The sequence below is a fragment of the Nocardia caishijiensis NBRC 108228 genome (assembly GCF_001612825.1).
Classification (GTDB): domain Bacteria; phylum Actinomycetota; class Actinomycetes; order Mycobacteriales; family Mycobacteriaceae; genus Nocardia; species Nocardia caishijiensis.
In genome coordinates this window covers 124,091-137,552 of record NZ_BDBE01000025.1, presented here as the reverse complement: position 1 = coordinate 137,552, position 13,462 = coordinate 124,091, and the positions used below count along the sequence as shown (strand labels likewise).

At 69.8% G+C, this 13,462-nt stretch carries 11 protein-coding genes; 10 read left to right on the top strand and 1 reads right to left on the bottom strand.

The window, feature by feature from the left end; genetic code table 11:
• The first annotated feature begins 10 nt into the window (after positions 1-10).
• From NC7_RS07480 to NC7_RS07435, 10 genes are all read left to right on the top strand, one after another.
• Positions 11-2,344 carry a beta-ketoacyl-[acyl-carrier-protein] synthase family protein gene (locus NC7_RS07480; RefSeq protein WP_236573368.1) on the top strand — a complete coding sequence of 778 codons (2,334 nt, stop codon included), beginning with the start codon at positions 11-13 and terminating at the stop codon, positions 2,342-2,344.
• 29 nt (positions 2,345-2,373) lie between these two features.
• Complete coding sequence (locus tag NC7_RS07475) at positions 2,374-3,465, top strand: 3-oxoacyl-ACP synthase III family protein (RefSeq protein ID WP_067980716.1); 1,092 nt, start codon at positions 2,374-2,376, stop codon at positions 3,463-3,465.
• A 15-nt stretch (positions 3,466-3,480) separates the two neighbouring features.
• The gene (locus NC7_RS07470) at positions 3,481-4,257 is read left to right on the top strand and encodes an alpha/beta fold hydrolase (protein WP_067980714.1); all 777 of its coding nucleotides are present in this window, start codon (positions 3,481-3,483) and stop codon (positions 4,255-4,257) included.
• Positions 4,254-5,924: an acetyl-CoA carboxylase, carboxyltransferase subunit beta gene (gene accD / locus NC7_RS07465; RefSeq protein ID WP_067980712.1), complete on the top strand. Its 1,671-nt coding sequence runs from the start codon at positions 4,254-4,256 to the stop codon at positions 5,922-5,924. Before NC7_RS07470 ends, accD begins: the two co-directional genes overlap by 4 nt.
• Before the next feature lie 20 nt (positions 5,925-5,944).
• Positions 5,945-6,415, top strand: a complete 471-nt coding sequence (locus NC7_RS07460) for an acetyl-CoA carboxylase biotin carboxyl carrier protein (RefSeq protein ID WP_157101877.1) — start codon at positions 5,945-5,947, stop codon at positions 6,413-6,415.
• The gene (accC, locus tag NC7_RS07455) at positions 6,412-7,803 is read left to right on the top strand and encodes an acetyl-CoA carboxylase biotin carboxylase subunit (protein ID WP_067980710.1); all 1,392 of its coding nucleotides are present in this window, start codon (positions 6,412-6,414) and stop codon (positions 7,801-7,803) included. Before NC7_RS07460 ends, accC begins: the two co-directional genes overlap by 4 nt.
• Positions 7,800-8,999 carry an FAD-dependent monooxygenase gene (locus tag NC7_RS07450; RefSeq protein WP_084458126.1) on the top strand — a complete coding sequence of 400 codons (1,200 nt, stop codon included), beginning with the start codon at positions 7,800-7,802 and terminating at the stop codon, positions 8,997-8,999. Before accC ends, NC7_RS07450 begins: the two co-directional genes overlap by 4 nt.
• Positions 9,000-9,078: 79 nt before the next feature.
• Positions 9,079-9,972 (top strand): ABC transporter ATP-binding protein, encoded by an 894-nt coding sequence (locus NC7_RS07445; RefSeq protein WP_067980707.1) that lies wholly within the window; start codon positions 9,079-9,081, stop codon positions 9,970-9,972.
• Positions 9,969-10,808 carry an ABC transporter permease subunit gene (locus NC7_RS07440; RefSeq protein WP_067980705.1) on the top strand — a complete coding sequence of 280 codons (840 nt, stop codon included), beginning with the start codon at positions 9,969-9,971 and terminating at the stop codon, positions 10,806-10,808. The genes NC7_RS07445 and NC7_RS07440 overlap by 4 nt, the downstream gene beginning before the upstream one ends.
• 29 nt (positions 10,809-10,837) lie before the next feature.
• The gene (locus NC7_RS07435) at positions 10,838-12,022 is read left to right on the top strand and encodes a sensor histidine kinase (protein WP_067980704.1); all 1,185 of its coding nucleotides are present in this window, start codon (positions 10,838-10,840) and stop codon (positions 12,020-12,022) included.
• Positions 12,023-12,036: 14 nt separating this feature from the next.
• On the opposite strand, the gene NC7_RS07430 is transcribed toward NC7_RS07435, so the two are convergent.
• Complete coding sequence (locus tag NC7_RS07430) at positions 12,037-13,383, bottom strand: M16 family metallopeptidase (protein ID WP_373861229.1); 1,347 nt, start codon at positions 13,381-13,383, stop codon at positions 12,037-12,039.
• Positions 13,384-13,462 lie beyond the last annotated feature (79 nt).

The following is a 13,462-nucleotide window of genomic DNA, read 5'->3' as shown; positions in this document are numbered from 1 at the left end:
GGAGTGCACCGTGAAGACCAGAGAAACCAAGCACGAGTCCCTGCGAACGGTGGTCGTCGTCGCTGTCGGCGCCGTCACCTCGCAGGGCGACACGGCCAAGGCGCTGTGGGACGGCGTGCGCGCCGGTCACGTCGCGATCGACCCGGTCGAGCACCTGCCCATGTCGGACTACAACACCAGGATCGGCGGTGAGGTCCGCTCCCCCGTCGCACCCTCACCGATCGCCGACGAAGTCGGCGGATTCCGCGACCGCGCCTTCGATTTCGCCTTCGCCGCCGCCACGGAGGCGATGGAGGCGGCGGGGGCGCTGGTGGCCGAGGTGGCGCCGCATCAGCGGGCCATCGTGCTCGGCACCTGCAACGCGGGTCTGCTCAGCACCCTCGAGTGGTTGGGTCCCGACGGTATCGGCGCGGGTACCCCCGAACTGGCCATGTTCGGTCCGCCGCAAGCCATCGCCGAGTCACTCGCGGCGCATTTCCGATGCGCCGGGCCGGTGCTGTCGGTGAACACCGCCTGCGCGGCGGGAGCGAACGCCATCGGCTACGCCGCCGATCTGATCGCACTCGGCCGGGCCGACATGGTGCTGGCCGGTGGCACCGACGCCCTCTCCGACGTGGCCTACGCGGGGTTCAACTCACTCGGTTCGCTGTCGCCGACACCGGCGGCGCCGTACCAGGACAAGCGAACCGGACTCTCGCTCGGTGAGGGCAGCGGCATGCTCGTCCTGACCAGCGCCGAACTGGCGGCCGCCGCCGCGGTGGAGCCGCTGTGCGTGATCCGCGGGTACGGGCTGTCCGCCGACGGCTACCACCCGACCGCCCCGCGTCCCGACGGCACCGGCGCCGCGCGGGCGATCCGCTCGGCGATCGAATGGGCTGGCCTGCGCGACAGCGACATCGGCTACGTGAACAGCCACGGCACCGGCACCCCGCGCAACGACAGCGCCGAGGCCAAGGCCACCCGGCTGGCGCTCGGTGACGCCGCCGATTCCGTGCCGGTGAGCAGTTCCAAGTCGATGATCGGGCACCTGCTCGGCGCGGCGGGCGCGGTCGAGGCGATCATCACCGTCGGCGCGCTGCGCAACGGTGTCCTGCCACCGACCGCCAATCTCGTCCGGGCCGACCCGGAATGCGTGCTCGACCACATCCCGGTGACACCGCGGGTCGGCAGGATCGACCACGCGATCTCGAACAACTTCGCCTTCGCCGGAGCGAACGCGAGCGTGGTGTTCTCCGACCGTGCCGCCGAACCGACCCGCGTCGAACGCTCGCGCGTGGTGGTGACCGGGACGGGCGCCGTCGGTGCCGCCGGGCTCGATGTGCGCGCGGCGTTGCGCGCGGTCACCGAGGGCCGGGACTGCACGCGGGTCGACGACGGCGTGCGGCTCGGGCTGGTCGAGACCGACCCCACCGATCATCTGACCAGGCGAGAGGCCAGGCGGATGGACCGGCTCGGTCTGCTGTCGACGTTCGCGGCGAGCCGGGCGCTGGCCGAGGCGGGCGCCGATCTGATCGCCGACGATCCCGACCGGGTCGGCGTGGTCTTCGGCACCGGACTCGGTCCGATGGAGGCGATGGAACAGTTCGTGCGTCCCCTGCGCGCGGAGGGCGTCGCCGCGGCGAACCCGGCGGTGTTCCCGAACACCGTGTACAACGCGGCGGCGGGCAGTGTCGCCACGCTGCTCGGGGCACTCGGTCCCACCTCGACGGTGACCTCGGGCCACGCGGCGGGCGCCAACGCGCTCTGCTACGGCTACGACATGGTGTCGCTGGGACGCGCGACGGCGATCCTGGCCACCGCCGCCGACACCCTCACCCCGCTCGTCGTGCGCGGCTATCGCAGGCTCGGGCTGCCGATGGGCCCGCACGACACGTTCGCTCTCGCCGAGGGCGGGGCCGCGGTGATGCTCGAACGGTACGACAACGCCCGACGCCGAGGTGCCACCGTGTACGCCGAGGTACTCGGGCACGCCACCGCGTCGGACGCGCGGGGCGTCGGCCGCACCGACCCGAACGGGTCCGCCGTCGAACGCGCCATGCGCGGGGCGCTCGACGCCGCGGGCCTCACCCCGGCCGAGATCACCGAGGTGTGGACCAACGAGGTCGGACTGCCCGCCTTCGACGAACCCGAGAACCAGGCCCTGCACCGGCTCTTCGGCGACCACGGGCCACAACGGATCGCCGTCAAACGTGCGCTCGGCGAACAGCTCGGCGCCGGTGGCCTGCTCGCGGCCGCGCTGGCCGCCTGCGACCGCGACCGCCCGACCCTGGGCCCGGCCCTGGTGAACAGTTCCTCGCTCGGCGGTACCCACATCAGCATCGTGCTCGCGCCGCTGACCGACTGAGCATCGAAACACGAAGGACGACACGCGTTATGGCAACACAGGAATTCACCGCTCAGGTGGTCGGCACGGGCAGCTACCTGCACGGCGACCCGATCGACAACAAGCAGGTCGAGGCGCTGCTCGGGCCGGTGCCCGAGGACATCCTCGAGGGCATCCAGGTCAAGGAGCGCCACTGGATGATCGACCCCGACACCGGCGATCACCTGGTGACCAACTCCCAGATGGCCGCGGGCGCCGCGCGCGCCGCGCTCGAACGGGCGGGCATCGAGGCGGGTGAGGTGGATCTGATCGTGATGTCGACGGCCAGTCCCGAGTACCTGCTCCCGCCCGCGGTGACCTTCGTGCAGGAGCACCTCGGGATCGCCGAGTGCACCACCATCGAAGTGCGTTCCGGCTGTGCCGGTTTCGTCGAGGCCGCCGACGTGGCGCGTGGCTACCTCGAGCGCGGCACACACCGCACCGCGCTGGTGATCGGCAGCGAGGCCATCTCTCCCCTGCTCGTGCCGATGTATCGCAACACCGACCCGGAGCGGATCCGCATGCGCGATCGGCTGGTGGCCTACACCTTCGGCGACGGCGCGGGCGCGCTCGTGCTGCGCGCCGAACCCGCCGACCCGCACACCAGGGCCGGAGTGCTCGGTTCCTCCATCGTCACGATGGGCGGCACCAAGAAGCCGGGCATGCAGGTGATCGGCGGCTCGACGCACGCCCCGCTGCACGAGCAGGTGCTGGCCAAGCGGCTGATGGAGCTCAAGGTCGACGTCGTCGAGTCGGGAAAGTACATCCCGCACATGATCACCCGATCATTGCGCGAGATGCTCGAGATCAGCGGCGTGAAAGCCGAGGACATCGCCCTGTGGGTCGTCCCCGAGGGCAACGCCGGGTATATGACCAGCGAGCTGGAAGCGGCGGGTCTGCTCACCGACGAGTGGCTCGCCCTGCGCGACAAGATCTACGAGAACATCGAACGGGTCGGGGCCACCGGTTCGGCCGCGGTTCCCCTCGCCCTGGACGAGGCGGCGCGCGCGGGACGGCTGGCGGCCGGTGACAACGTCCTGCTCCTCGCCATCGAGACGAGCAAGTGGAAGTACGCCGGGATGACCCTGGTCTGGGCGGGCTGAGGCATGCGGCCTGCCGTGGGTCCGATCGAGACGGGCCGGTTCCGCACCCGCGCGGCGACGCTCGAATACGCCCACGCCAGCGGTGACATCAGGCCGTCGCTGTGCATGCTGCACGGGCTGGGCGCACGGTGGCAGACCTTCCGGCCACTCGTGCGCTCGCTCGGCCCCGGTTGGGACGTCTACGCACCGGACCTGCGCGGGCACGGCCGATCCGACTGGGTGGCGGGTCGGTACGCGCTGGCCGACTTCGCCGCCGACGTCGAGCAGTTCGTCACCGAGCGCATCGGCGCGCCGGTGGTGCTGTTCGGGCATTCGATGGGCGGCTGGATCGCCGCGATGGTCGCCGCCGCCCGGCCCGAGCTGGTGCGAGCGGTGGTGATCGTCGACTCGGCGCTGTACCGGCTCAACGACGCCCAGCGTGCGGCGATGCTCGGCTACGCCGTCCCCAACCAGGCGATGCGGTCGATCGCGGTGTCGCTGCGCATGGCCGATCCTGAGCTGAACCAACGCTGGGTGGAGGGGCGCAACCAGCGCGAACAAGACCCCGACGAGCTGATGTCGCGACTGCGGTGTCCGGTGTTGCTCGTCCAGGGCGACGAGCGCACCGGCGCGCTCATGACCGACGAACACGTGCGCCGCGCGTTGGGACTGCTGGCCGACGGCTCGCACGTGTTCGTTCCCGGTACCGGCCATGCCGTGCACGCGGAGGCGCCCGGCCCCGTCGCCGACGCGCTGCGGGCCTTCCTGGCCGCACAGATCGACAAGTCAGAGCCGAACGGAGAGTTCCGATGACCGAAGTGATCGACACCATCGGCAGGCAGGGCACCGACCAGGACAGCACCTGGACCAAATGCCCGTCCTGCGCCGAATACCAGTACAAACCACAGCTGGAGCGCAACCTGCGCGTCTGCACCCGTTGCGGCCACCACCTGCGCATCGACGTGCATCGGCGCCTGGCCCTGCTGCTCGACGAGAACTCCTGGACCCCGGGCGGATACGACGACATCGAAACCCGCGACGTCCTCGGGTTCCGCGACCACAAGTCCTACCGGCAGCGGCTCGAGCAGGCCCGCGCCAAGACCGGCGCGCACGACGCGGCCGTGTTCGGTGTCGGCACCGTCGACGGCCGGGAACTGGTCGTCGCCGCGATGGAGTTCGGCTTCATGGGCGGCTCGATGGGGTCGGCCGTCGGCGAAGTCGTCACCCGCGCGGCCGAACACGCACTAGCGCACCGTCTTCCGCTGCTGCTGTGCTGTGCCTCCGGTGGTGCGCGCATGCAGGAGGGCAGTTTGTCGCTGATGCAGATGGCCAAGACCAGTCAGGCGATCGCTCGTCTGCACGAGGCCGGACTGCTCGTGGTGTGCCTGCTCACCGACCCGACCTTCGGCGGTGTCACCGCCTCGTTCGCCATGCTCGGCGACGTGCTGGTGGCCGAGCCCGGCGCCCTGATCGGGTTCGCCGGGCCGGGCGTCATCAGCCAGACCATCGGCGAGGACCTGCCGCCCGGCTTCCAGACCGCCGAATTCCTGCTGGCCCACGGGCTGATCGATGCGGTCGTACCGCGCGCGCAGTTGCGCACCCAGCTGGCCAAGGTACTCGTCGCGCACGCACCGGACGCGCCGCTGGGTCCGGTACTGCCACCGGTGGCCGTCACCGACCCTGCGCTGGTGTCCCCGCGAGCGGCCGGGACGGTGGTGAAGATCGCGCGCGATCAGGCCCGCCCGACCACCCTGAGTTTCGCCGCAGTGGCCTTCGACACCTTCGCGGAGTTGCGCGGTGACCGCATGTTCGCCGACAGCTCGGCGCTGGTCGGTGGACTCGCCACCCTCGGCGGGCGGGCGGTGATGTTGATCGGCCACGAAAAGGGCAGCGACACCAGGGAATCCATCGCCCGCAACTTCGGCATGCCCGAACCGGAGGGGTATCGCAAAGCGCTGCGGCTGATGCGGCACGCGGCGAAGTTCGGGCTGCCGATCGTCACCCTGATCGACACACCGGGCGCCTATCCCGGCGTCGGGGCCGAGGAACGCGGGCAGGCCGGGGCCATCGCCCGCGCCATCATGGAATCGAGCAGGCTCGGTGTGCCGATCGTCACCGTGGTCACCGGCGAGGGCGGCAGCGGTGGGGCGCTGGCGCTCGGTGTCGCCGACATCGTGCTGATGTTCGAGAACGCCTACTACTCCGTCATCAGCCCGGAGGGGTGCGCCGCGATCCTGTGGGGCGACCGCGCAGCGGCGACCACCGCCGCCGAAGCGCTGAAACTCACTGCCGCGGATCTGCTTTCGCTCGGCGTTGTCGACGGCGTCATCCCCGAGGACGCCGAGGGCGGACCCGACATCGTGCGGATGGCGGGCGATCTGCGCGCGGCCCTGTCGAACGCGCTCACCGCATTGTCCACCGTGCCCGGCCCCGACCTGATCGAGGCCAGGTACCGCAAGTTCCGGAAGTTCGGCTCGTGACACACCTGGGAGACAAACCGATGACCACAGACAAATCGTTGAGCCACATGATCGATGAGGTGCGCGGCCTCGTCGCCGACCTCCACCCGCGACCGCGGCGGCTCCGGGTCCGGGCGGGAGAGTTCGACCTGGAGATGGAATGGCCGGACGAGCCGGAGGCCACGAGCCTGCCGCCCGCCCAGGTCGTCGCGGTCGAACCGGCGGGCCCGGCGCCGGATTCCACCACCGTCGCGATCGAATCACCCCTGGTCGGACACTTCTTCCGCAGCCCCGAGCCCGGGGCCGACCCGTTCGTGGCCCCCGGCGATGTCGTGCAGGAGGGCCAGGTCGTCGCGATCGTGGAGGCGATGAAGCTGATGAACCGCATCACCGCGCCCGGCCCGGGACGGGTGGTGCGAATCCTGCCCGCCGACGGTGACGTCGTCGAGTACGGCCAACAGCTGATCCTGCTCGAGCCCGACGAGTCGGCCCGAATGGAGATCGCGTCATGAATCCGGTGACCGAGGCCGAACGGCCGATCAAAACCGTTCTCGTCGCCAACCGTGGCGAGATCGCGCTGCGGGTGGTGCGGGCCTGCCGGGAACTCGGATTGCGCAGCGTGGTGGTCTATTCGACCGCCGACACCGACTCGCTCGCCCTGCGACTGGCCGACGACGCGGTGTGCATCGGCCCGCCGGAGCCCGGTCGCAGCTACCTCAACATCCCCAACGTCATCGGCGCGGCCCTGCGCACGGGTGCCGACGCCGTCCACCCCGGCTACGGATTCCTCTCGGAGAACGCCGATTTCGCCTCGGTGTGCGCCGAGGAGGGCCTGGTCTTCGTCGGCCCTTCGCCGGAGACGATGGCCGCCCTGGCCGACAAGGCGGTAACGCGCGCGCTGATGAGCGCGGCGGGTCTGCCCCTGCTCCCGGGGACCACGTCGGTGCTGACCGGCGTCGAGGAGGCCGAACAGGTCGCCGAGGAGATCGGTTTCCCGGTCATCCTCAAAGCGGCGGCCGGTGGCGGCGGACGCGGTATGCGGGTGGTCCGCGAGCCCGCCGAGATCGCGGACGCCTACCGCCGCACCCAGACCGAAGCCGCCCTCGCCTTCGGGGACGGCAGCCTCTACATCGAGCGCTATCTCGAGGGCGCCCGCCATATCGAGGTGCAGATCCTCGGCGACCGGCACGGCACTGTCGTGCACCTCGGCGAACGCGACTGCTCGGTGCAGCGTCGCCATCAGAAGCTGCTCGAGGAATCGCCCTCGCCAGCGCTCGACGACGCCACCCGTGCCGCGATCGGCGCCGCCGCCGTCGCCGGTGCCCGCTCGGTCGGGTACGAAGGCGCCGGAACGATGGAGTTCCTGCTCGATCGCGACGGTGGCTTCTGGTTCATGGAGATGAACGCGCGCCTGCAGGTGGAGCATCCGGTCACCGAGATGGTGTGCGGAATCGACCTGGTCGCCGAGCAACTGCGCATCGCGCAGGGCCTGCCGCTGAGCTTCGGTCAGTCCGACGTCACCGTTCGCGGGCACGCGATCGAATGCCGCATCAACGCCGAGGATCCGGCGCGTGATTTCGCACCGACCACCGGCCGGGTCAGCCGCTATCGTCCCCCGGCCGGACCCTGGGTGCGGGTCGACAGCCACCTCGAACCGGGGGTGACGGTGTCGCCGTACTACGACGCACTGCTGGCGAAAGTCATCGTCTGGGCCGCCGACCGGCCCGCCGCGATCGACCGCATGCTCCGCGCGCTCGATGAACTGGTGGTGGAGGGCCACGGCCTCACCACCAGCGCGAGCTTCCACACCGACATCCTGTCCACACCCGAATTCCGTTCCGGCGACTTCGATCTCGATCTCGTCGCCGCCACCCAGCGCACCCGCTTGGAGCACCCATGAGTACAGCGAACGGTCGTGTGATCATTCTCGGCGGCGGGATCGGTGGTCTCAGCACCAGCATCGCGTTACGTCGGGTGGGGATCGAGGCGCCCCTGTTCGAGCAGGCGCCCGCGTTCGGCACCGTCGGCGCGTCGTTGCAGATCTGGGTGAAGGGCATGCGGGCCTTCGCCGAACTCGGTCTGGCCGAGCAGATCCGGGCGCGTGGCGCCGACGTGCACCGCCAGCAGTTCTTCAACCAGGACGGCACCCCGCTCTACCACGCACCGCTGGCCGAACTGGCCGAGCGCTACCACGCGCCGATGCCGGTGATGATCCGGCGCGCGGAGGTGATAGACACCCTGGCCAACTCACCGGATCTCGGCCCGATCAACTTCAACCACCGGGCGATCGATATCGCCCACGACGCCTCCGGTGTCACCGTGACGTTCGACAACGGTCACCGGGAACGGGCCGACCTGCTCGTCGCCGCCGACGGCATCAACTCCGCGACCCGGCAGAAGATCTTCCCCGAGGTCGAACTGCGCACCGCCAGTTACCGATTGGTGCACGCGGTGGCCGACCACGTGCCGCCGTTCGGCTCCAACATGTTCACGCTGCTCTTCGGGCGGGGCAACCGCGTCGCCATCAAGGACTGCGGCAACAACAATGTGTTCTGGGTGGCCGGGCTGGCCAGGCCGACCCTGGAACTCGACGCCCCGGCGCACACGGTCAAAGACGACCTGCTGCGCCGGTTCGACGTCTTCCCCGCCGCGGTGCGCGACCTGATCGCGGCCACCCCGCCGGAGGTGATGTTGCACCACAACGTGCGCGCGCTCGGCCCGATGCCCGCGTGGAGCGCGGGACGCGTCGTCTTCCTCGGCGACGCCGCCCATGCGGTGACGCCCAATCTCGGACGTGGCGCCAGCGAAGGCATTGTCGACGCGATCACGCTGGCCAATCATCTTGGCTCCATCGACGTCGGTGACGGGGCGGCGGTGCGGCGGGCGCTGACGGCGTACGAGAAAGCGCGCAGGCCCGAAGCGGAGGCATTACAGAAAGCGTCCTGGAAAATCGGCACGATTTCGTCCTGGGACGGTTTCGCGGCGACGAAGGTCCGCGATCTGATGATGAAAACGGTGGTCGGCAAATCACAGGTCGCGAAAATGCACACCGAATTCGAGGTGGCCGTCCCCCGGCTCGGTCACCTGGTGGAATGACCATCCCTCCTGAGAGCTACCACCGGTGATCACTCTGCGGCGGGATGTGCCGGGACCAGCTGAAATCTACGGTTGAATCATGATTGTGGTCACGGAGAATCTGACCAAGAGTTACGACGACAAAGTCGCCGTCGACAAGGTCGACCTCACCGTTCGCGCCGGGGAAATCTACGGTTTCCTCGGTCCGAACGGCGCGGGGAAAACCACGACACTGCGCATGTTGGTCGGGCTCATAGAACCGACCAGCGGAACCGCGCGGGTCCTCGGAAAGGCACCCGGCGACCCGGAGGCCCTCGCCCGGATCGGCGTGCTGATCGAGAGTCCCGGCTTCTATCCCTATCTGTCCGGACGCGACAATCTGCGCGTCATGGCCCGCTATCGGCGCATCCCGGATGCGGCCGTGGACGAGGCACTGGCCCGTGTCGGTCTCGCCGACCGGGGCGAGGACCGCTTCCGCACCTATTCCCAGGGCATGAAACAACGGCTCGGCGTCGGCTGCGCTCTGCTCGGCAACCCCGAACTGCTCATCCTCGACGAACCGACCAACGGCTTCGACCCCGGCGGCATGGCCGAAATGCGCACCCTCATCACCGATCTCGCCGCCGACGGGCACACCATTCTGCTGTCGAGTCATCTGCTCGCCGAAGTGCAGGAGATCTGCGACCGGGTCGGTGTGATCAACGGCGGCACCCTGATCGCGGAATCCACCGTCGCCGAGATGCGCGGGCGCAGCACCCTTTTCGTGCGCGCCGAACCGGTGCAGGCCGCAGTCGAAGCGATCCGGGTCGCGGTCGGCGACGCCACCCCCACCCAGACCGGGATCCGGGTCGAAGCGGGGCCCGACGCGGCACCGCTCATCGCCCGCGCGGTGCTCGACGCGGGCGCAGAACTGCACGAATTGCGTTCGACGGAGCGCTCGCTGGAAGAAGCGTATTTCGAGATGACCGCCCCGGATGTGGAGAACGTCGCATGATCGACAGTATTCGCGCCGAACTGCTGCGACTGCGCCGCTGGCCCGTGTTGTGGAGCCTGCTCGCCGTCTGGCTGACGCTCAACCTCACTTTCATGTACCTGCTCAACTACATCAGCTACAGCTCCGACAGTTCCAGCGACGCCACCGAGGGGCAGCCACGCGAATACGTGCTCGCCCAGATGATGCCCGCGGCGGTGCCGGAGGAATTCGTCGGCGGCACCGTTCTTTTCGGTGGCGCGCTGATGCTGATCCTCGGCGCGCTCGCCACCGGCAGCGGGTACGGCTGGGGCACTTGGAAGACGGTGTTCACCCAGGGCCCCGCGCGCGTCACCGCGCTGCTCGGCACGGTGCTCGCGTTGCTCACGGTGGCGGGCGTGGCGGTGGTCGGCGCGTTCGCGCTGGATCTGAGCGTCGCGTGCGTCATCGCCTCGGCCGAATCCCAGCCGCTCCGGCTGCCGTCGGTTGGCCGGATCCTGGCGGGCGTCGGCAGCGGCATCGCGATTCTGACCATGTGGACGTTGCTCGGCGCGTTGATCGGTCTGCTCGCGCGCGGACCGTCGCTCGCGGTCGGGCTCGGTCTGGTGTGGGTGCTGGTGCTGGAGAACGTGCTCCGCTTCTTCGGTGAGATGCTCGGCAGTGCCGGTACGGTGACGCACTACCTGCCCGGATCGGTGGCGGGGTCGCTGGCCGGTGAGCTGCGAACGTTGCAGGGCGAGGCGACGCCGGGGGTGCTCGATCTTCTGGGCTGGCCGCACGCCGTGGTGGCGCTGGCGGTGTACCCGGTGTTCTTCCTCGCCGTCGCCGTTGTCGTCGTGCGCCGTCGCGATCTGGTGTGACGGTGCCCGCGATCGATAAGGATGAGCGCATGGAGAAGATCGCCGCCCGCGTGCTGGAGTCCTGGCCACCTCGACTCGGCCGGTGGCAACGGTTGTCGCTGAGCGTCGCCGCGGCCGTGGTCGGGTTCGTCGCGGTGCTGGCGACCATGGTGGCCGATACCGAACTGGCGATGTTCCAGGTCCTCGCGCTCGCGCTGACCATCGGCATCGCGGTCGCGGTGGCCATGCGTGCTCCGGAGGCCGGGTGGGCGCTCGGGCTCGCGGCGTTGACCGCCGCGTCGGTGTTCACCGGGGTGCAGGCCGAACTGTGGGTCGATCCGATGCTCACCAGCTATTTCGTCGTTCTCGGTGTGGGCGCGGTTCGCGCGGGTGCCCGCGCCGCCGCGGGGATCTGGGTGGCGACCGTGGCGACGGGGGTCGGGTTGGCGCTGTGGCTGCGACCGGCCGAATGGCTGGTCGGGATTCTCGGTGCGAGCGCGGTTTCGGGGCTGGTGCTCTCCACCGTGATCGCGATCCGCACGGTCGGCGTCACCAGCACCAGTCTGCGCCGCGAACGCGACAGCACCGAGCGGCAACGCCAGCTCACCTCGCTGTGGGAGGAACGCGCCCGCATCGCCCGCGAACTACACGACGTGGTCGCCCACCACATGACGGTGATCGCCATCCAGGCCGAGGCCGCCCAGCACAGCGCCCCGGACCTCGCGGCCACGACCAGCGCCCGGCTCGACACCATCCGCACCAGCGCCACGGTCGCGCTCACCGAGATGCGCCACATCCTCGGCGTGCTGCGCAGCGGCGACGCCACACTGCTGCCCCAACCAACCTTGCGCGACCTCACCGAACTCGTGGAAACGGTGCGCGGCGGCGGTACCCGGGTCACCATGACGCTCACCGGCGACACGACGACAGCACCCGACGCCGTCGGCCTCTCGACCTACCGGATCGTCCAGGAGGCACTCAGCAACGCGATCCGCCACGCACCGGGCGCCCCGGTCGACGTCACGGTCGCGGTCACCGACGAGGCCATCGATATCCGCGTCACCAATCCGTGCACGCCCACCCCTGCCACTGGCGCGGGCCACGGCCTGCTCGGCATGCGCGAACGCGCGACCATGCTCGGCGGCACCTTCACCGCGGGCGCCGACGCCACGAAATACGTTGTCGCCGCGTCCCTTCCGCTGCACAGCGGCCGCGTCGACACCGCACGCGCCTAGCTACCCGAGGGCGCTCAGTTCTCGACGAGTTTGCGGACCGAGGTGGGTAGGTCGCGGGTGCGGCGGTAGGGGCCCGCGACGGCGGCACCGTAGGGGCGGGCGAGCAGGGTGCGGGCGATGGCGTTGACCTCGTCGGTGGTGACGGCGTCGATGCGGGCCAGGGTCGCCGAGACGCTGCGGTGGTTGCCGTAGCTGAGTTCGCTGCGGCCGATGCGGTTCATCCGCGACGCGGAGTCCTCGAGGCCGAGTACCAGGCCACCGCGCAGCGAGCCCTTGGCGCGGGCACATTCGGCGTCGGTGATGCCCGCGGCGGCGACCTCGTCGAGCACCGAGCGCGCCAAACCCGCCACCTGGGCGAGGTTTTCGGGCTGGCAGCCGAGGGAGACGGAGAAGGCACCGGTGTCGGCGAAGGTGTCGACGCTCGAGTACACCGAGTACGCCAGGCCGCGTTCCTCCCGGATGCGCTGGAACAGCCGCGAACTCAGCCCGCCACCGATCACCGTGTTGAGCACCGACAGCGGCCAACGCTGCTGGCCTTCGTGCCTGCCGAACGCGCGCACCCCGAAGGTGAGGTGGGTCTGTTCACTGTCGCGGTTGATGCGTACCAGTCCCGGTGCGCTCTGGGCGCGGAACTTGCCCTCCCGGCGCGGTGCCGGTTCGGCGGCGGGGTCGAGGTGCGGGCCGAAGGCGTGGCGAACCAGCTCGACCACCCGTTCGTGTTCGACATTGCCCGCCACCGCGACGACCATGCGCTCGGGTCGGTACCGGCGCTGATGGAAACCACGCAACTGGGCGGCCTGCATGCCCTCGATGGATTCGACGGTGCCGATCACGGGGCGCCCGATGGGGTGGTCACCGAACAGCGCGGTGAGGTAGCAGTCGGCGACGAGATCCTCGGGGTCGTCGTCGCGCATGGCGATCTCCTCGAGCACCACCTGCCGCTCCACGTCGACGTCGACGGCCCGGCACAGCCCGTTGAGCACCACGTCGGAGACGAGTTCGACCGCGAGCGGCAGATCCTCGTCGATGACGTGGGCGTAGTAGCAGGTCTGTTCCTTGGCCGTGAAGGCGTTGAGTTCGCCGCCGACGGCGTCCATGGTCTGGGCGATGTCGAGCGCGGTGCGGGTGGGAGTCGCTTTGAACAGCAGGTGTTCGAGGAAGTGTGCCGCCCCGGCCACGGTCGGCCCTTCGTCCCGCGAGCCAACGCCAACCCAGACGCCGATCGAGGCCGAACGCACACCGGGCACGTGCTCGGTGACCACGCGCAGTCCACCGGGCAGCACGGTGCGACGCACGCCACCCTCGGTGGTCACGTCGTCGGCGGTGTCGGTTCCGGGTTCACTCAACTGTCGCTCGGTCACCCGATCCCACCGGACGGCTGTACTGGCATGCTTTCTCGACCTCTCGAAAACGGGGGCTGGCGACGTGCGCGGATACCCG